Genomic DNA, 18140 nt, shown 5'->3' on the forward strand with positions numbered 1-18140 from the left:
CGGCCCGCGGGGCGTGGGTGTGCTGCACCCACGCGGACGCAACAGGCACCCCAGGTGTCGCGCCGGTCACTCCTGCTGCTCCGTGGGCCGGACCAGGATCTCGTTCACCGCGACGTGGCGTGGGCGGGTGACGATGAAGGCGATGGTGTCCGCCACGTCCGCGGGGCGCAGGCACTCCATCGAGGAGTAGCGCTGGTACATCCGCTTCTGGACCTCCGGGCGGTTCTGCAGCGGCAGCTCGGTCTCGACCGCGCCGGGTTCGACGAGCGAAACGCGCACGTGCCGCTGTGTGACCTCCTTGCGGAGGGCCTCTCCGAAGGCCGTCACCGCGTACTTGCTGGCGTTGTAGACGCCGCCGCCGCCGCGGACCATGCGCCCCGCTGTGCTGCTGACCAGGACGATGTCGCTGACTCGGCGGGGGCCGTCGGCCGCTGCCGCAAGCAGGTGCGGGGTGGCGGCGTGGGAGGTGTACATGAGGCCGAGCGTGTTGAGTTCGATCATCCGGCGCCAGTCGGCGGTGTCGGCACCCGTGATCGGTCCGAGGATCATGGCGCCTGCGTTGGCCACGACGGTGTCGAGGCGGCCGTATGTCTCCAGGGTGCGGGCGACGGCGGTATGGGCCTGTCCCTCGTCCGTGATGTCGGCGCTCACGGCCAGGGCGTGCCCGCCGGTGCTCTCGATCATTTCGACGAGTGCGTCGAGACGGTCCGCGCGACGGGCCACGACGGTCACGCGTGCCCCGAGAGCGGCCAGCGCGAGCGCGGTGCCCTCGCCGATTCCGCTGCTGGCTCCGGTTACCAGGGCGACGGTGCCGCCGAGGGGGGCGGCGGCCGAGGTCCTGACCGGGTCCGTGGCCACGCCCGCCGAAGGCCGATGAAGTGTGCGCGCGGGGTCCGCGCTGTGAGAATGACTGGTCATGGGACCGACGGTATGAGCGTTCCGGCAGGTGCGGGAGGGAGCGATACCCCCACCTTGATCACTGGGTCGCCGCGTGCCGGGGCACGACTGCGTCCGGGGGACCCTCCCTCCGCCCCCCCGCCTCGGCGAACCGGCGCCGTCGAACGCCTGGGGGACGGGCCCACCGACAGATTCGGTGGACCCGTCAGGCGGGCTCCATAAGTCTGGGCACGGGCTCACCCGTGCTGGATCGCGACGGATTCCGCAGACGACGCGATGATTGCCGTACCGGTCGGGCCGCTCAGGTCGCGAGGGCCTGCTCGCGGAGGTGGCCGGAGGGCAGGGCCTCGCGCCCCGGGTCGACGGGCAGCCGGATGCCGAACTGGGTGGCCATGACGTCGCTGATCAGCTCGTAGCACGACCCGATGCGGACGACTTCCATCGTGGTGAAGTCGATGATGGTCGAGGAGCGCCGGTAGTGGTGGTACTTGCGGAGCCCGTAGTCGATCACCAGGTCCACGGCATCCAGGATCGGCTGCTGGATGTCCTCGATCCGGAACTTGGTGCCGGTGCCGGTGAGGTTGGCCGATGAGCCGAGGAACGGGATCCCCGCCTCGGTGCAGCGGCGGACCACCTCGTCCTGGAGGCAGCCGCCGTTGACGAGCATCGCGAGCGTGTCCCCGACCGTGCTCGCGGTCAGCGTCTCGGGTTCGACCGCGGCGACGACGGGGTGGTCGGCCCGGAAGCCGGCGACGACGCACAGCGGCAGCCCCGCGTCGAGGACGATCGCGTCCACGATCTCCTGCTCCCGGCGGCCCAGCAGGTGGACCTGGCGGTGCAGTTCGTAGTTGCCGACCATCGCATGGCGCTTGTGCGGGGCGCGTCGCTTGGCGACGAACAACCGGTGCAGAGCGTCCGTCGTGCTCGCCCCCGCACCGTAGCCGATGTCGCCGGGAAGGATGACCGCGCCACCGGCCGTGATCGTGTCGAGGACGCGCCCCGCGTCGGCGTTGATGTCGTGCCTGCCCATCTGAGCCTCCTTGCTCAAAGGTGGGGTGCCAGGCCGCATTGCGGACTGGAACGGTCGTGCACTGAGGCCGAACCTGCGGAACGGCCAGTTCTATTGACTGAGGCAAAGAGCAGCATCTACCTTCATGCCGTTTCGTGGCAAGGGTTGCCACGATGCGGTCAACGGGAGGCATTGTGCGTCGAAGTCTCGTGGCTCGGGCCCTTGTCGGCGTTTCGGCACTGCTCATCGCGGGGTGCGGAGGCGGAAGCGGAGGCCGAGGCGCCGACCCGAACGACCCAGTGAAGATCGACGTCACCGTCCTGGCGGCGACGGAGTTCTTCGCGATCCCCTGGCTGGTCGGCCAGGATCAGGACTTCTTCTCCAAGCGCGGAGTGGAAGTCGAGAACATCCTGGCCGGCAGTGGTGGGAGCGCCACGCTGCGGACGCAGCTCTCCGGCGACGCTCCCATCGGCGAGATCGGCTACAAGTCCGTGCTCGACGCGTGGTCGCAGGACATTCCGGTACGCGCCGTCGGAGGCGGCGCGCAGGGCCCTTACGGAGGTGAGTTCTACGCGCTCGCCGACAACGACCGTGTCAACGGCATCGCCGACATCAAGAAGTGGGCCTACACCAACCCCGGGTCATCCGTCTACGCGCTGTCGTTCCTGCTCCCGAAGGAGGCGGGACTCTCCACTGACGGCGAACGCATCGCCGCCGGGGGAGTCGGCGAGGGGGCGGCCCTGCTGGAGGCGGGCACCGTCGACGCCGCATGGCTGCCGCCGTCCCTGGCGAGCCGGAACAAGGGCAAGTTCAAGCAGGTCGTCGCGACGAGCGACTACCTCACGGACTTCCAGCAGAGTGTCATCACCACCAGCCCGGCCTACGCCGAGGAGCACCCCGACGTGGTGCGCGCCGTCCTGGCCGGCTGGCAGGAGTCGGCCCGGTGGATCGCCGAGAACCCGGACCGTGCCGCTCAGCTCTACGCCGAGCACGTCGATCTGCCCGTCAAGGCGGCGGTCGGAGTGGTCGAAGGCGCCATCAAGTCGAACGTCTGGAACGTCGGCTTCAACCCCGCCGCGCTGGAGCGCGCCACCGAGGCCGCCGTCGTCAGCGGGTTCAAGGGCGAGGTCGACTACTGCGAGTTCTTCGACGGTTCCTTCCTGCCCGAGGGCGCCGCCAGGGAACTGCCGACGAAGTGCGGCACATGACATGAGCACACGGTGCCGGATCCGTCACCAGGCCCTGCCGTCGAGGGCGTACCGACAGCGGGAGCGGGTGTTGCGCGTCGTGAGTGACCGGCCGCATACCCGCGCGGCAACTCGTCGAGTACCGTGAAACGTTGCCGATGACGCGTGTGGGGAAGACTGCCGACGGGCGTCGGCCGCCGACGGTGGAGCCATGAAGACGGAGAACAGAACAATGCCTGACGGCCAGCCCGGCCAGCCCTCGATCCTCGTCATGGAGAAGGCGGTACGCGTCCTCGACTGCTTCACGACGGACCATACCCGGCTGTCGCTGAGCGACATCCGGCGGCTCACGGGCATGCCCAACTCGACGGTCGCCCGACTGGTGCGCACCCTGGTCGCCAGTGATGTGCTGCAGAAGACCGGCGACGACTACTGTGTCGGCCTGCGTGTGCTGGGCTGGGCATCCGCGGCTTCGGCCGGCTCGGACCTGCTGGTCGCCGCCGAGCCGGTGGCGGCACGGCTGCGGGATGTGACCGGTGAGACCGCCGGGGTTCATGTCCGGCGCGGTACGACGCGCGTGGCCGTCATCGTCAAGCTCAGCCGGCGGTCGATCATCTACCGCGGCGACGTCGGCCAGCACATGCCCATGCACGCGGGGGCCGCGGGCAAGGTGATCATGGCTTACGACGAGCGGGTGCTGAACGCGATCCTCCTCGAGACCGCCGACCAGGTACCGGGCAGGTCACGGATCGCGCTGGACCGCCAGCTCGAGTTCGTCCGGGCCAACGGCTGGCTGATGACCGAGGAGGAGCGGGAGCCCGGCCTCAACTCGCTGGCCGCGCCGGTGTTCGACGCGAGTGGAGCCGTCGTGGCGGCCCTCGGGATCGGCGGTCCTTCCTTCCGGCTCGACCGAGCGACGGCCGAGGACTTCGGCCCTCTGGTCGCCGACTCCGCTCACGCCCTGTCACGTCGCCTCGGATACGGCGGCACCCCGGCGGAGCGGGTGCCGGGTGGCGCAACCGGAGAGGCGGCCGGCTCGGTGCCCCGTGCCCGCCGCTGAGGAACAGGAGACGGGCGACTTCGGCCGCTGACGCTCCTGCGGTCGCCGTAACCACCTGGGCTTGTCCGCCGGACCAGCTCGCAAAAGGCCGTGGCTGCTGATCGGCGCCGTTCGGTCGGAACCGTGCCCGGCCACGCGAGCGTGGGCGGGCACGGGGAGCCGGCGACCACGGCAATGCCGTAGACGGGTGTGCCGATCGCCCGTGTCACCCAAGCCGGGGCCGGTACATCCGCAGCTCTACCCACGGTTCACTCGCGCCTCGTCCTCCGGCAGGACTTCCATCGTTGGAAGGTTACGAGGCGGTCAACAGCAGACACGCTGCGCCGCGAAATACACCTGTGCGAAACCTTGACGGCGCCGGGACGCGTACCTAGCGTCAAAACCACTATACGGTTTGGCGAACCGCTCTGCGGTGTTGGAGGGTCGATGGCTGAGCCCGGGGTCCGCGTACTCGGACGTGCGTGCGACGTACTGGATTGCTTCACTGAGAAGGCGCCTCGTCTGGGGGTGGCGGACATCCGCAGTCGCACGGGACTGCCCGCCACCACCGTCGCGCGCATCGTCTCCACCCTCCTGCGGGAGGGGCTCCTGGTGAGGGAGGGAGACGCCTACCGTGTGGGCCTGCGTGTCCTGGTCTGGAGCGCCCCGGCGCGTTCGGGGTCGAGCCTGCTCGGCGTCGCGCGGCCGTTCGTCGAGCAGCTTCGTGACGTGACGGGGGAGAGCACGGGCCTCTACGTGCGTCAGGGCGCCACGCGTGTGCTCGTGGAAGCGGCGTCTTCGTACCATTCCGTGATCTACCGGGGCTACGTCGGCCAGGTCCTTCCGCTCGACGCCGGCGCGGCCGGCAAGTGCTTCATGGCGTTCGACGAGGACGCGCTCGGTGCCGCTGTGGACGCCGGCCCGGAGCGCTACGCGGCAGCCGGTGCGCGGGAGGCGCTCGACCGGCAGATGGAAGAGGTGCGTGAGCTCGGCTGGGCCTTTGCCGAAAGTGAACGCGAGGTCGGTCTCAACTCCGTCGCCGCCCCGGTTCCGGGGTTCGGCGGCCTGCCGGAGGCGGCGCTGGCGATCGGGGGTCCGTCCATCCGGCTCGACCGTGCGCAGGCCGAGCGCGTGGGACCGATCGTGGTGGCGACCGCGAGAGCGATCGCCACCCGCATGGGGCACATCCCGGCCGAGGAGCACGCCGATGTCTGAAGCGCGGATACTCACCGACCTCTTGCGGCGGGACCGGCTCCTCGTCGCTCCCGGTGTCTACGACGGTCTGTCGGCCGCGATCGCCTCGCGTGCCGGTGTCGAGGCGGCCTACGTTTCCGGTGCGGCCGTCTCCGCCAGTGAAGGTCTGCCCGACATCGGGCTGACCACCGTCACGGAGATGGCTCGCGCGATCTCCGTGGCCCGGCGGCATCTGGACGTCCCGGTGATCGCTGATGCCGATACCGGGTTCGGCGACGAGACCAACACCTTCCGTACCATGCGGACCTACGAAGACGCCGGCGCGGCGGCCGTTCAGCTTGAGGACCAGGAGTTTCCCAAGCGGTGCGGGCACCTCGACGGCAAGGTCCTCGTGGACGCCGACGAGTTCGCGCTCAAGATCGAGGCGGCGCTCGCCGCGCGTCGCCGGGGAACCCTGATCGTGGCGCGTACCGATGCGATCGCGGTCGAAGGCTTCGATGCCGCCGTCTCCCGGGCGCGCCAGTACGCCGCGGCCGGCGCTGACGTGATCTTCGTCGAGGCGCCGCAGACGCTGGACCAGGTGGCGGCGATCCCGTCGGCGATCGATGTGCCGGTCATCTTCAACGTCGTGCCCGGAGGGAAATCGCCGGAGGTGTCCCGGGAGCAACTTCAGCAGCTCGGCTACGCGGGCGCGATCCTGCCCGCCGCGACGGTCGGCGCAGCCTTCACGGCCATGACCCGGGCCCTGTCCGCGATCGCGGGCGGCCGTCTCACTCCCGGCCGTGCCACTTCCCCCCGCGCCCTGTTCGAAGCCGTCGGTCTCGACGAGTGGGCCTCCCGGCGCGCACCGAAGGAGTGCTCCCGTGCCTGACACCATCATCGAGCGGATCCTGGCTCGCGCGGCGGGACGCGCCGACGTGCGGCCGGGACAGATCGTCACGTGCGACGTCGACATGACCGTGGTGATCGATGTCCAGTTCGCTCACGACCGGCTCGCCGACGTCCGAGCGGTCCACGACCCCGACAAGATCGCGATAGTCCTCGACCACGCGGTGCCGGCACCCACACCACGCGACGCCGATCACGGCATCAAGGCCCGTGCGTTCGCCGCCAAGCACGGCATCGACCGGTTCTACGACGTGGGGCGGCACGGCATCGTCCACCAGGTCGTCGCCGAGCAGGGACTGGTGCTCCCGGGCACGGTGGTGTGCTGCACCGATTCCCACACCTGCGCCGGCGGAGCGCTGAACTCGGCCGCGCGGGGGCTGGGCCCGCTGGAGATCCTCCAGATGCTCTGCACCGGCCGGACCTGGTACCGCGTACCGCCCACGATCCGTTACGAACTCACCGGGACGAAGCCGGCACACGTCAACGGCAAGGACATCTTCCTGACGATCTCGGGGCAGTACGGCGATGCCACCGATCACGCACTCGAGTTCGGCGGCCCGGGGCTCGCGTCCGTGCCCTTGTCGGATCGGCGGACCATCGCGACCCAGGGCGCGGAGATCGGCGCGGACTTCACGCTGTTCCCGTACGACGCCGTCACCGAGACGTTCCTGGCCGAGGTGGCTCCCGAGGCGTCCTGGACCCCGGCCAACCCCGATCCGGACGCGGTCTACGCCGACGTGCGGACCGTCGACCTCGGCACGGTCGAGCCGATGGTGGCCCTGCCGGGCACGGTCATCAACAACGCGGTGCCGCTCGGCGGCCTCGACCGGACTCGTATCGACCAGGCGTTCATCGGGTCCTGCGCCAATGGGCAGCTCGCAGATCTGGAGGTCGCGGCGCGCGTTGTCGAGGGACGCAAGGTCGCGGCGGGCGTACGGCTGATCGTCACTCCTGCCTCGCAGCAGGTGTACCTGGAGGCGGTGAAACGCGGCTATGTCGCCGCACTCGTCGAGGCGGGCGCCGTGGTCACCAACTCCACGTGCGGAGCGTGCTTCGGCTACCACATGGGCGTCCTCGCCCCCGGCGAGGTCTGCGTCACCTCCAGTACGCGGAACTTCCGCGGTCGCATGGGCAGTACGGAGGCGCAGGTGTACATGGCCTCGCCCGCGACCGTCGCGGCGTCGGCCCTGACCGGGTACATCGCCGGGCCGGACCAGCTTGCGGAGGTGACGGCATGACGTCACCCCTGCGGGTGCGAGGACGCGCCTGGGTGTTCGGGGACGAGGTCAACACCGACGACATGTACCCGGGGTTCGCGATGAAGCTGCCCGTGCCCGAGGCGGCTCAGCACATGTTCGACGCGACCAGGCCGGGCTGGCCCGCCCTCGTCGAGGCCGGCGACATCGTGGTCGCGGGAAGGAACTTCGGCCTCGGGTCGAGTCGCGCGTGTGCCGAACTCTTCGTCCACCTGGGCATCTCCTGCCTCGTCGCGGAACAGTACAACTCCCTGTTCCACCGCAATGCCCTCAACTACGGCCTCCCCGCGCTCGCCGTCCCGGACGTGCGCACGCTGATCGACGAGGGCGACGTCGTCGAGATCGACTCCGCGGACGGCCTGCTGCGCAATGAGACGCGCGGAACAGAGCACCACATCGAGCCCCTGCCGGGGTTCGTCGTCGAGCTCATCGCGGGCGGCGGGCTGATCAACCGCCTGGAATCCCAGGGTTTCCTCGATCTCCGGGACGCGACCACAGGAGGAAAACCATGAGGGGCAGATACTCCCTGGTCGCCGCCACGAGTGTCGCGGCCCTGGTGCTCAGCGCCTGCGGAGGCGGCGGCGACGAGGCGTCCGCGACCTCGTTCGACATCGCGGTCAGCAACGCCACCGAGCTCTACTCGATTCCCTGGCTGGTCGGGAAGGACCAGGGCTTCTTCGACGAGCGCGGTGTGACCATCGGCAAGATCGTCCCGAGCAAGGGCGGCGGAACGACCATCCGCAACATGCTCAGCGGCGACCTCCCCATGGCGGACGTCGGCTTCACCTCGGTGCTGGAGTCCAGTGACGCGGACATGCCGCTGACCGTGGTGAGCGGTGCCACACAGAGCGTCTACGGTCTCGATTTCTACGCCCTCGACAGCAACAAACAGGTGCGGACCATCAAGGACGTCCGGAACTGGGCCTACACCAACCCGCAGTCGGTGACCCAGGCCCTGTCATTCATGCTCCCCAGGGTCGCGGGCGCCACCCAGGAGATCGAGCGCACCTCCTCCGGCGGTGTGGGGGAGGGAGTCGCGCTGCTGGAGGCCGGCGACGTGGACGTCGCCGTCGTCCCGCCGTCGGTGGCGGCCAAGACCGGCAAGTTTCGCATGGTCGTCTCCAGCGCGGACTACCTGGAGAAGTTCCAGCAGAGCGTGATCACCACGACGCCGGAATTCGCCGAGCACCACCCCGACACGGTCAAGGCCGTCGTCGAGGGCTACGCGCAGTCGGTTCAGTTCATCCGCGACAACCCCGGCAGAGCCGCACGGCTCTACGCCGACTACATCGACATCGACACCGATGCCGCCACGGACCTCGTCAACAAGGCGGTCAAGTACGACAACTGGGGTGCCGGCTTCGACGCCGAGGCCATCGATCAGGCCGTCGAGGCCCAGCGCATCGCCATGGACCGCAAGGAACTGAAGTTCTGCGACCTGTTCCAGACCACGTTCCTGCCCAAGAACGTCTCCAGTACGCTGCCGGCCGAATGCGAGTGAGTCGACGATGAACGCTCAGACGAGACAACAGCACGACATCCTGTCCACCTCACTGGCTCCGATCGTGCGGGTAGAAGGCGTGGAGCAGCACTTCGGCGCCGTACACGCACTCGGGCCCGTCGACCTCACCATGGAGCGCGGCGAGTTCGTGTCGATCGTGGGACCCAGCGGGTGCGGCAAATCGACCCTGCTCGAGATCATCGGCGCCCTGCAGGACCCGGCCCACGGCTCCGTCGAGGTGGACGGCGCACCGCTGACCGGCCCCCGGCGGCGCACCGCGATCGTCTTCCAGGAATCCGCGACCCTCCCGTGGCGCACGGTCGTCGACAACGTGGCGTTCGCGCTCGAAGTGCGCGGCGTCGGGCGCAGGGAACGGCGGGAACGCGCCAGGGAACTCGTCGAGATCGTCGGGCTGGGCGGCTTCGAGAACCACTATCCCGCACAGCTGTCGGGCGGTATGCGGCAGCGCGTCGCCATGGCGCGAGCCATGTCGACCGACCCGGACCTCATTCTCGCCGACGAGCCGTTCGGCGCGCTCGACGAACAGACCCGCATGCTGATGGCCGAGGAACTCCTCCGTGTCGTGGAGTCGATCGGGTGCGGCGTCCTGTTCATCACCCACAGCATTCAGGAGGCCGTGCTGCTGTCGGACCGGGTGCTGGTGATGGGCCGCAGGCCCGGCACGTTCATCGACGAGGTCGCCATCGACCTGCCCCGCCCGCGTGCGCACGCGGCCCTGTCGGAACCGTCGGCCACGGCGGCCCAGGAGCGGATCTGGGCGCAGATCCGCAAGGAGGCCGAAGTGGCCATGGTCGGGACGAGGAGCACACGATGAAGACACGTTCCTCCGTCGTCCCCTCGTACGTGCGGCCGACACCGCGGCGGGTGGCCGGACTGCCGTCCGCGGCATGGACACTCGTGCTCGTCGCCGCGGCCGTGGTCGCCATCGAGTGGTACGCACGGTCGGGCGCGGTCTCGCGACTGGACCTCATCCCGGTCAGCGAGATGGTCTCCCGGGCGGTCGAGATGCTCAAGGATCCCGGCTTCGTCGTCGACGCGCTGCTGCGGAGCGTCCTGCTCATCTGCCTGAGCTTCGCCGTCTCCGCGGTGGCCGGCGTCGCCGTCGCCTACGCGATGGCGCGTTCGCGCTGGGTGCACCGCGCCGTGAAGCCGTACGTCAACGTCTTCTACGCCCTTCCGATCTTCGCGCTCTACCCGGTGATGGTCGTGATGTTCGGGACAGGCGTCGTCCCGATCGTCCTGCTGGCCACGCTGTTCAGCGTCGTGATCGTCGTCTCCAACGCACTGGTCGGCTTCGAGTCGGTACCACCCATAGCCACCAAGCTCGCGCGTTCGCTGGAGATGACACGGAGACAGCGACTGCGCAAGATCATGCTGCCCGCAGCCCTGCCGGACATCCTCGTGGGCCTGAAACTCGGCCTCGCCTACGCGATCATCGCCGTGCTCGCGGCGGAGTTCATCCTCGCGACCACAGGGCTCGGCCAGGTGGTCAACCGGGCCTACAACAACTTCAATACCGTCGACATGTACGCCGGCATCGTCTTCGTCAGCGTCTTCGCCCTGCTGGCGAACCTCGCGCTCGGCGCGGCGCTGCGCGCGTTCGACTGGAGGCGACGATGAGCACGACTCCTACGCCGGCGCCGGCGATCCGACGCGGTCAGGGCCCCGCGTGGCTTCCGCCGCTGCTTCTCGCCGCGGCGATCGTGGCGCTCTGGACGGTGACGGCGGCGCTCGCCGACAGCACCGTCTATCCCGGACCCGGGCAAGCTCTGGGCAGCCTGTGGTCGGACGTCGGCGATCCCCGGTTCATGAGCAGTGTTTCCGACAGCGCCCGGGTGCTCCTCCTCTCCTATGTCGCGGTGATCGTCGTGGGATCGGTCACCGGCATGCTGCTGGGGCTCAGCGCCTTCTGGTCGCGGGCGGCCCTGCCGCTGGTGTACGCCCTGAACAGCGTCCCCAAGATCGTCCTGTATCCCGTCTTCCTGCTCTTCCTGGGGATCGGGGACCTCAGCAGAGGCGCCTTCGCGTTCGTCTCGGGTGTTCTTCCGATGTTCCTCATCATGGGCGAAGCCACCGCCGGAGTGAACCGCCTGCATCTGAAGATGGCGGCCGGTCTCGGCATGTCGCGATGGTCATTGCTGCGGCGCATAGTGACCCCCAGCGTTCTGCCGTCCCTCGCGTCGGGCATGTGCCTGTGCTTCGGCCTCACCCTGATCGGACTGGTACTGGCGGAGATGTTCGCGGGCTCCTCGGGGCTCGGCTACGAGTTGCTGCGCAACCTCTCGCTCGCGCGAGTGGAGAACATCATCGGCCAGGTCATTCTGATCGGCGTTCTCGCGCTCGTGCCGACCCTGGCCCTGCAACAACTGGCATCCCGGGTGCGCCGCCGCTACGAGGTGACGGCGTGACCGCCGATTCCCGCGGGGCGGCCGGCGACCCCAGCGACCCCGACGGCGTGACGGGCCTGCTGGCGACCTGGATCGCTGACCTCCGGTACGAGGACGTACCGCAGGACGTGCGCGAACGGGCGGGACACCTCCTTCTCGACGGACTCGCGTGCGCGCTGGTCGGTGCCCGCCTGCCCTGGTCGGAGCTGGCCGTCGACACCGTGCTCGCACTGGAGGGTGCGGGCGATGTACCGGTGCTGGGACGGGGCGTCACCACGTCGGCACCGGCGGCGTGCCTGCTGAACGGCACGTTCATTCAGGGCTTCGAACTCGACGACTACCACGTGCGCGCACCGCTGCACAGCAACTCACTGACCGTCCCGAGTGCCCTCAGCACGATCGCCGGGCTCGGCCGGCCGGTCTCCGGGCGGGAACTGCTCACGGCACTGATCGCCGGTTACGAGGTCGGTCCACGGGTCGGACTGGCGTTGCACGGCGCCGAGATGCTTTCCCGGGGCTGGCACTCCGGCGCGGTGTTCGGCACCCATGCGAGCGCCGCGACCTCGGCGTGGCTGCGCCGACTAGACGCGGCGCGGGTCGAGGACGCGCTGGGCCTGGCCGCGACGCAGTCCGCCGGCCTGATGGCCGCCCAGTACGAGGCCATGTCCAAACGGATGCACCACGGCTTCTCCTCCCGGAACGGCCTGTACGCGGCGGCGCTCGCGGAGGCCGGCTACACCGGGATCAAGCGTGTGTACGAGCGCGAGTACGGTGGCTTCCTCGCCGCATTCGGCGAAGGGCACGCCCCTCGTGCGGAACTCATCACCGACGGTCTGGGCGAGGAGTGGGTGCTCATGGACACGGGTGTGAAGCCATACGCCGCGATGGCCGCCACCCATGCCCCCATCGACTGCGCCCTGCGGGCCCGTTCGCGCGGAATCCGACCCGAGGACATCGCCTCGATCTCGGTCGAGGTCTCCCACGCCGCCTACCACCACGGGTGGTGGAGACCCGTGCCTCCGCTGGAGACCATCGGCGCCCAGATGAACATCGGGTACGCCGTCGCGGTGGCCCTGTTGGACGGCCAGGTTCTCGCTGAGCAGTTCACCCGGGACCGGATCCGTGCCGACGATGTCTGGTCGCTGCTGGACCGCGTGGAAGTCCACCACTGCGAAGACTTCGACCGGCCCCAGGACCGCTTCCGCGCCCGCATGTGGTTGACCCCGCACGGCGGGGACCGCGTGGAGATCGAGGTCGACGGCCCCCTGGGCGGGCCGACCCGGCCCCTGCCGAACGGCGACGTCGTGACGAAGGCACGTCGTCTGGCCGAGTCGATCGACATCTCCGCCCGGTGGGACCGCGTCGAAGAGAGGGTGCTCGGCCTGGACTCCCTGCCCGACACCTCCGTTCTGATCGGCGATCTCGCGGCCTGCGTTCCCGCTCTCGCCGTGTCGCTGTGACCCAGGAAAGACAACAGCGATCGAGCCCCGTCTCTCCATGAGCCGGGAAGCCGCCACGGGGGCCTCGGAGGATGAGGCCGGTCGCGTGCTGCCCGCGGCACCCCCTATGAGCCATGCCCGACATCCCCAGGCCCTCCGATCTCACACATGACTAGAGAGCAAACACCCTTGAAAGGCAGGACTCCCGTGGCGAATCTCGCCGACTTGCTGGAATCGACCGCCGAGAAGCATCCCGACCGTACGGCGATCGTGTTCGGCGACAGCCGACTTTCCTATGCCCAACTCGACGGGGCATCGAACCAGGTCGCCAATCTGCTCGTGGGCGACGGGGTGCGTCCGGGCGACAAGGTCGCCCTGTCGTGCCCGAACCTGCCGTACTTCACGATCGTCTATTACGGCATCCTCAAGGCAGGCGCGACAGTCGTGCCGCTGAACGTGCTCCTCAAGCCCCGCGAAATCGCCTACCACCTGGACGATTCCGACGCGGTCGCCTACTTCGCCTTCGAAGGCACGGCGGACCTCCCCATCGGCGAGTGGGCGAAAGAGGCGTACGAGGACAGCCGCACGTGCCGCAGCCTGGTTCACATGTCGGCCGCGCCGGACCGCATGCCCTGGGCGGACCAGCCGTCCGAGTTCGAGCCGGCCGACGTCTCCGACGACGACACCGCGGTGATCCTCTACACCTCGGGCACCACCGGCCGGCCCAAGGGCGCGGAGCTGCGGCACCGCAACATGAGGGACAACGCGCTGGCCGGCAAGGAGATCTTCGCCATCGACGAGGCACGGCCGGACACGTATCTGTGTGTGCTGCCGCTGTTCCACTCGTTCGGACAAACGGTCATCCAGAACGGTGCGATCGCCTTCGGCGGCACGCTTGTCATGCTGCCTCGGTTCGACGCGCGGGCCGCGCTCACCGTGATGCTCAACGAGACCGTCACGTTCTTCGCGGGCGTGCCGACCATGTACTGGGGCCTGCTCGGCGCGCTGGACGACGGCGTGGACGTCTCCGCGCTGGCGGCCCGGCTGCGGATGGCGGTGTCCGGTGGCTCGGCACTGCCCGGCGAGGTGCACAAGGACTTCGGGACCAGGTTCGGGGTGACCGTTCTCGAGGGATACGGCCTGTCGGAGACCTCGCCGGTGGCGTCGTTCTCGGTCCTCGGCCAGGAGCCCCGGGTCGGGTCGATCGGCGTACCGATCCCGGGCGTCGACATGAAGCTGATCGCCCGGGACTGGTCAGACGTGCCCGACCACCCCGACGAGGTCGGCGAGATAGTGATCAAGGGCCACAACGTGATGAAGGGATACTACGGCCGTCCCGAGGCGACCGCCGAGGCGATGAAGGACGGCTGGTTCCGTACCGGCGACCTCGCCAGGAGGGACACGGAGGGTTTCTATTACATCGTCGACCGGGTCAAGGACATGATCCTGCGGGGCGGCTTCAACGTGTACCCGCGCGAGATCGAGGACCTGCTGATGACACACCCGGCCGTCTCACTGGCCGCGGTGATCGGTGTCCCGCACGATTCCCACGGTGAAGAGATCAAGGCGGTCATCGTCAAGAAGAAGGGCCACGACGACGTCGGCGAGGCAGACATCGTCGCCTGGGCCAAAGAGCGCATCGCGGCGTACAAGTACCCGCGCATCGTCGAGTTCTGCGACTCCTTGCCGCTGACCGCGACCGGCAAGATCCTCAAGCGGGAGATCTGACGGAGCGAACAGCCGACGCCGTCTTTGGTCCCGTCTCACCGGGGGCGCCTCAGCCGACGGTGAGGGCATCACGCGAGGGGACGGTGTCCCCGAGGGACTGGCAGGTGCTTCTCGACAGGATCGGTCGATGGCAAGCGGGCGTTGTGCTCATGAGCATTCTGAGGGATGCCAACGTCGTCCTGCCCTGGTTCGTGCGACTCCGGGGTGCGAGCCGTGCACCCCGGTACGCACCATGGTCGGCCAGAACGGCGGCACAGGAGAGTCGAGGGAGGTTGAGGGAGAACGTTCGGTATTGACACTGGCTCGCGATCTTGCGAAGGTTCGCAAAGGTAGAACGTTCGTTACGCGAGAGGGGTGTTCGATCCCATGGCTCGTCGAATCACCGGTCTGGTGTCCGTCGGTGCGGCCGCGCTCGTCGCGCTGGAGCGGGGAGGAGAGTGGATGATGCCGAACAGGACCAGCCCGGGGGTCTCCTGTCGCGCCGTCAGCCGAAGGTCGGCCGGCCTGAAAGTCGCACATTTCCCGCCCGCGATGCCGCAACAGACGGCCATCCCGGCGTCGGCAACGCTCGATCCCCCGTCGGTGCGCATGGCCACGCGCACCGGTCGCGTCACGTTGACCCGGCCCGCGTCCGCTGACGACTACGAGGCGGTCAACGAGATGCACGCCAAGTGCTCGCTCGAGTCGCGCTATGCCCGGTACGGTGCCGCCCGGCGGGGCCTGTCACACCGGGAGTGGTCGACTCTCTGCGACCGGGCCCACGGACTCACGCTGGTCACCGTCCCGGCCGACAATCCGTCGCGCGTCGTCGCCCTCACACACCTCATGCGCACACCAAAGTCGCACGTCCGCGAGCTTGCCGTGCTGGTTGAGGACTCATGGCACGGACAGGGGCTGGGCCCGGCCCTCGTCAGCTACATGGTGGGGCTGGCTCACACCGTCGCACCCGGTTGCCGGGCGATATCGGCCGCAACGGGGCGGAGCAATGTACGGATGCTGTCCATCCTGCAGGGCCTGGACGCCGAGGTGGAGTACACGGCTGGAGCGACCGCAGAGGCGCTGATCCGTGTGGAGGACGGTAGTCGCGGATGAGATGAGCAGCGCAATCCTTCTTCCCAGGGGTCAAGCCCCCTCTGCGACCTCGCCCAACAGCCGGGACAACTCGCCGTCGAGATCCGGTGCTGCTTCCTCGGAACCTGCCGGCACCAGGAGCTGGGTCCGCGCCAGCCACGGCGTCATCGTTTCCGCGGGCATGGTCAGTAGCGCCCGACCGTGCGGAGAGGTCAGCTCAAGCCACATGCAGTGCGAGTGCTCCGTTCTCTCCGGCCATATCCGCACATCACCGAGACCGCTCGGCCGGACGGCACCCTCCGTCAGGAGGTCGCGGGCAAACACCCAGCTGACTGGGGGGAACCCCTCGACGTAGAAGGTGACATGAACGCTGTACGGGTCCTGTGTCAGGTAGGAAAAACGGGCGGACACAGGAATGCTCCGGTCTGCGGCCACCACAAGCTGTAGTGCGCAGTCAAGTTCTGCGAGGGGCATGGTGATACTCCATGGAACGGGTGTCGGGTCGGGTCCAGTGATGCGACTGCTCCTGTGTTGCAGTGCTTGCCGTATGACTGATGACGAACCAGTTCGCTGCCCTGCTCCACCACTTGCCGTGAGTCTCGCGGCCGGACCGCGAAGAACTTACGCCGGGCGAAAGGAAAAGAGAATATCCGGTGTTCGTGACTTAGGTCATTGGGCGCTCGTCCGACATGCGAGACGCAGCATCCGTACGGCTTTCCGATACTGCCAAGTAATGCAATCCCGGTAGAGGCGTGCGCGGCCCGTCCGCTGCGCAGCTTGCCATTGCGCCGGATTGCCGTATAGTGAGCGCTACATACAGCACTTCTCCTGGCCGGACCTGCCTGCGCTTCAGGGGCTCGCACGTCGGCGACCTGAGGAGACTCGCCATGTCGCGCACCCTGTTGCTCAAGCAGTCGCACCACTCCTTCGAGACCGTCGTCCCTCGTGAGTTGTCGGCCGTGTCCGATATTCGGCGCTCCGCAGCATCGGTTCTGCGGCTATGGGGCATGAAGGATTCACTCGTCGACGATGTTCGGTTGGTCGTATCCGAATTCGTGGCGAACGCGATTGAGCACGGCTGTGGTCGCGTCACGCTGAGCATCGTGGAGACGGCCGGCAGAGTGATCATTGAAGTCTCCGATTCCAGCTCTGCACCCGCTCTCCTTCGTAGCGCGGATCCGGACGCCCTGAGGGGGCGGGGGCTGGCGATAGTGGCCGCACTCGCTCATAGCTGGGGAGTCGGTGCCGGCGGTTGCACCACATGGGCTGAATTCGTCGCTGCGTAGAAACCGGTGCCGTTGTCCTGGAGGAAGCCGGAACGCGGGGGAGAGCCGCTGGGGCTGCTGCTTTCATCTGGGGGAGGGGTGAACAGTCGTCCGTCCGACGGGTGAGAGCTTCGCTGCGCAGGCGACTGTCGCGCTCATCACATGGTAGATAGAACGTTCTGCCTTGCTGTCCCGGGCCCGATCGTGCGAGAGTCTGATCCAGAGAGAGTGAACGTTCTATCTACCTAGGATGAGATTCCAGTGATTCTGCCTTCAATTCGGCGGTCCGCCGTCGTCGCCACCGCTCTTGCGACCGCGGCAGCTGTCTACATTCCGGCCGCTGCCGCCGCCGGCAGCTCCGCAGAGCACCACGTCGACAAGCCCAAGCCGACCGTTGTCTTCGTCCACGGAGCCTTCGCGGACTCCTCCGGGTGGTACGGGGCGATGGACCGCCTGCGCAAGGAGGGCTACCCGGTCCGTGCCGCCAGCAACCCGCTGCGCGGCCTCGCCAGCGACGCCGCCTACGTTCGGGACTTCCTCAACAGCATCAAGGGTCCCATCATCCTGGCCGGTCACTCGTACGGCGGAGCAGTCATCACCCAGGCGGCCGCCGGTGACCCGGACGTCAAGGCCCTCGTCTACGTGGCGGCCTCGGTCCCGGATGTCGGCGAGTCCCTGGCCGATCTGAAGGCCCATCCGGTGGACAACCCCGCGCCGGCTCTTCCGCTGAAGCAGGTGGAGTTCACCAAGCCGGACGGGACCCGAGGCAGCGACGCGTACATCGACCCGGCCAAGTTCCGCGAGACTTTTGCCGCGGACGTCAATCCGACCCTGGCGGCCGACATGGCGGACACGCAGGAGCCGGTCGACATAGCCACCCTCAACGAGCCCGCCACAGCTGCCGCATGGAGGACCATTCCCTCGTGGTTCCTGATCGCCAAGCAGGACCATGCGAACAGCACCAACCTCCAGCGCTGGGAGGCCAAGCGCATCGGCGCCCACGCCGTCGAGATCAACTCTTCGCACGCCGCCATGGTCAGTCACCCCAAGGCGGTCGCGGACCTGGTCAAGCAGGCGGACCGCGGCACTCGCTGACAAACCCTCACACCATGGCCGGGGAAGATCGCCTTCCCCGGCCATGGCGCTGCCGAAATGCGGGACTGCGGGGACTGTAAATCGTTCGGTGTAACTCCCGATCATGGAGGATGCATCGATGACCAGTGAGAACGTAGCTGAGCCCGGAGCTGTTGAGCTTTCG

Annotated in this window: 18 protein-coding genes; 15 read left to right on the forward strand and 3 right to left on the reverse strand. The window is 68.3% G+C overall.

Going from position 1 to position 18140, the window contains the following annotated elements:
- Positions 1-66 precede the first annotated feature (66 nt).
- Together ACIQFU_RS37850 and ACIQFU_RS37855 are read right to left on the reverse strand one after the other, a co-directional pair.
- Positions 67-918, reverse strand: coding sequence for an SDR family NAD(P)-dependent oxidoreductase (locus ACIQFU_RS37850; protein ID WP_402557872.1), 852 nt, complete (start codon positions 916-918; stop codon positions 67-69).
- A 280-nt stretch (positions 919-1198) separates the two neighbouring features.
- Positions 1199-1927 carry an L-threonylcarbamoyladenylate synthase gene (locus ACIQFU_RS37855; protein WP_381609218.1) on the reverse strand — a complete coding sequence of 243 codons (729 nt, stop codon included), beginning with the start codon at positions 1925-1927 and terminating at the stop codon, positions 1199-1201.
- A gap of 278 nt (positions 1928-2205) precedes the next feature.
- On the opposite strand from ACIQFU_RS37855, the gene ACIQFU_RS37860 reads away from it, so the two are divergent.
- The 13 genes from ACIQFU_RS37860 (at position 2206) to ACIQFU_RS37920 (ending at position 15638) form a co-directional block, all read left to right on the forward strand.
- Entirely contained in the window at positions 2206-3114 is a 909-nt protein-coding gene (locus tag ACIQFU_RS37860) for an ABC transporter substrate-binding protein (RefSeq protein ID WP_402557874.1), read from the forward strand.
- Between the two features lie 211 nt (positions 3115-3325).
- The gene (locus tag ACIQFU_RS37865) at positions 3326-4153 is read left to right on the forward strand and encodes an IclR family transcriptional regulator (RefSeq protein WP_402557876.1); all 828 of its coding nucleotides are present in this window, start codon (positions 3326-3328) and stop codon (positions 4151-4153) included.
- 426 nt (positions 4154-4579) lie between these two features.
- Positions 4580-5347 carry an IclR family transcriptional regulator gene (locus ACIQFU_RS37870; RefSeq protein ID WP_402557878.1) on the forward strand — a complete coding sequence of 256 codons (768 nt, stop codon included), beginning with the start codon at positions 4580-4582 and terminating at the stop codon, positions 5345-5347.
- Entirely contained in the window at positions 5340-6197 is an 858-nt protein-coding gene (locus tag ACIQFU_RS37875) for an oxaloacetate decarboxylase (RefSeq protein ID WP_402557879.1), read from the forward strand. The genes ACIQFU_RS37870 and ACIQFU_RS37875 overlap by 8 nt, the downstream gene beginning before the upstream one ends.
- Positions 6190-7452, forward strand: a complete 1263-nt coding sequence (locus ACIQFU_RS37880) for an aconitase/3-isopropylmalate dehydratase large subunit family protein (protein WP_402557880.1) — start codon at positions 6190-6192, stop codon at positions 7450-7452. The genes ACIQFU_RS37875 and ACIQFU_RS37880 overlap by 8 nt, the downstream gene beginning before the upstream one ends.
- Complete coding sequence (locus ACIQFU_RS37885) at positions 7449-7982, forward strand: 3-isopropylmalate dehydratase (protein WP_402557882.1); 534 nt, start codon at positions 7449-7451, stop codon at positions 7980-7982. Before ACIQFU_RS37880 ends, ACIQFU_RS37885 begins: the two co-directional genes overlap by 4 nt.
- Positions 7979-8971 carry an ABC transporter substrate-binding protein gene (locus ACIQFU_RS37890; RefSeq protein ID WP_402557883.1) on the forward strand — a complete coding sequence of 331 codons (993 nt, stop codon included), beginning with the start codon at positions 7979-7981 and terminating at the stop codon, positions 8969-8971. The genes ACIQFU_RS37885 and ACIQFU_RS37890 overlap by 4 nt, the downstream gene beginning before the upstream one ends.
- A gap of 7 nt (positions 8972-8978) precedes the next feature.
- Positions 8979-9806, forward strand: coding sequence for an ABC transporter ATP-binding protein (locus ACIQFU_RS37895; RefSeq protein WP_402557884.1), 828 nt, complete (start codon positions 8979-8981; stop codon positions 9804-9806).
- Entirely contained in the window at positions 9803-10612 is an 810-nt protein-coding gene (locus ACIQFU_RS37900) for an ABC transporter permease (protein ID WP_134655959.1), read from the forward strand. Before ACIQFU_RS37895 ends, ACIQFU_RS37900 begins: the two co-directional genes overlap by 4 nt.
- Positions 10609-11400 carry an ABC transporter permease gene (locus ACIQFU_RS37905; protein ID WP_398329787.1) on the forward strand — a complete coding sequence of 264 codons (792 nt, stop codon included), beginning with the start codon at positions 10609-10611 and terminating at the stop codon, positions 11398-11400. The genes ACIQFU_RS37900 and ACIQFU_RS37905 overlap by 4 nt, the downstream gene beginning before the upstream one ends.
- Entirely contained in the window at positions 11397-12839 is a 1443-nt protein-coding gene (locus tag ACIQFU_RS37910; RefSeq protein ID WP_402557885.1) for an MmgE/PrpD family protein, read from the forward strand. The genes ACIQFU_RS37905 and ACIQFU_RS37910 overlap by 4 nt, the downstream gene beginning before the upstream one ends.
- A gap of 186 nt (positions 12840-13025) precedes the next feature.
- Positions 13026-14546 (forward strand): long-chain fatty acid--CoA ligase, encoded by a 1521-nt coding sequence (locus tag ACIQFU_RS37915; protein WP_402557886.1) that lies wholly within the window; start codon positions 13026-13028, stop codon positions 14544-14546.
- 354 nt (positions 14547-14900) lie between these two features.
- Positions 14901-15638, forward strand: a complete 738-nt coding sequence (locus ACIQFU_RS37920; protein WP_402557888.1) for a GNAT family N-acetyltransferase — start codon at positions 14901-14903, stop codon at positions 15636-15638.
- Positions 15639-15668: 30 nt separating this feature from the next.
- Here the strand turns inward: ACIQFU_RS37920 and ACIQFU_RS37925 are convergent, their stop codons facing one another.
- A complete protein-coding gene (locus ACIQFU_RS37925) occupies positions 15669-16091 on the reverse strand; it encodes an SsgA family sporulation/cell division regulator (protein ID WP_402557890.1) in 423 nt (140 codons plus the stop codon).
- A gap of 413 nt (positions 16092-16504) precedes the next feature.
- Between ACIQFU_RS37925 and ACIQFU_RS37930 the strand changes: the two genes are divergently transcribed.
- Positions 16505-16903, forward strand: a complete 399-nt coding sequence (locus ACIQFU_RS37930) for an ATP-binding protein (protein WP_402557892.1) — start codon at positions 16505-16507, stop codon at positions 16901-16903.
- Between the two features lie 240 nt (positions 16904-17143).
- Positions 17144-17977 carry an alpha/beta fold hydrolase gene (locus ACIQFU_RS37935; RefSeq protein ID WP_402557894.1) on the forward strand — a complete coding sequence of 278 codons (834 nt, stop codon included), beginning with the start codon at positions 17144-17146 and terminating at the stop codon, positions 17975-17977.
- The last annotated feature ends 163 nt before the right edge of the window (positions 17978-18140 follow it).

It is taken from the genome of Streptomyces sp. NPDC093065 (genome assembly GCF_044754585.1).
In the GTDB taxonomy this organism is placed as follows: domain Bacteria; phylum Actinomycetota; class Actinomycetes; order Streptomycetales; family Streptomycetaceae; genus Streptomyces.